Here is a 1029-nt window from a genome sequence, read left to right on the forward strand (position 1 = left end):
GCGGTTCTACAACAACGCTGGGCCTGCCTTTCCGTTTGCCCGCATACCTAATGCCGCTCTTCCAATTGGCATCGTAGGCACAGACGCCAAGGTCGGTATCGGTGACGGTCAGTGGGTGATCTTTGGCGGCTCCAAGGAATACAGCCCGTCATTCTATTTGATGACCAACAGCTATCAGAGCATCAGCACCAAAGAGATTGACAGCATTCTCGATGACTATTCAGACTTTGAGCTTTCCCGCATTCAACTAGAGTACCGTGACACACGCGACCAGGGGCTTGTGATCTGCCACCTACCCCGCGATGTGCTGGTGTTCGACGTAACGCTGAGCGGAAAACTGGGTGAGAATATCTGGTATCGCTGGGATTCTAACGATGAATCTTACCGGGCTATCAATGGCGTATACGACCCCCGCAACGTCCGCAATGAGGCGTCCAGTTGGATCTATGGCGACAAGCAGGATGGCACTATTGGCCGCCTTGATGAAACCATAGCGACACAGTACGACGAAGCCATTGAGTGGGAATGCCAGACTCCGCTAGTACGAGTGGGCACGACTGTCAAGGTTGCCGAGCTAGTCACAGCCCCAGGCCATAGCACCATCAAGGATGATGTGGTGTATTTCTCCACCACAAAGGATGGCGCATTGTTTGGCCCTTCTGTGCTTGCCCCTCGTGGCGAGCGTGGCGACTATCAGCACCGCATCATCATCCGCAGGCTTGGCGACTATCCCCGCTGGATGGGCATCATGTTGCGCGGATTCTCCAAAGGCGTCTTTAGCGTAACCGGCGTTGAAATTAACGAGGTGAACTGATGCGACAGGACAGCCTTCTATCATACGGCGACCTGGAGCGCCTTGGATGGCCTAACTGGCTGGTGGATGACTACCTAGGCAGGATCCGAGAGTTTACGCCACAGAGAGGCACTGAGGCTGATCCCAATGGAATCTATGTCGCCAACCTTAATGGCAGGTATATCAAGACGGATGCCACCGTAGCCCTTTGGTTCAATCCTAACGCTGGTGAAATA

Annotated in this window: 1 protein-coding gene; it reads left to right on the forward strand. The window is 53.9% G+C overall.

Annotated elements, in window-relative coordinates; all coding sequences use genetic code 11:
• On the forward strand, nucleotides 1-814 hold an 814-nt coding region (locus V6D20_18305), incomplete at its 5' end, for a packaged DNA stabilization protein (protein HEY9817735.1).
• Between the last annotated feature and the right edge of the window lie 215 nt (nucleotides 815-1029).

This window comes from Candidatus Obscuribacterales bacterium (assembly GCA_036703605.1).
GTDB lineage: Bacteria > Cyanobacteriota > Cyanobacteriia > RECH01 > RECH01 > RECH01.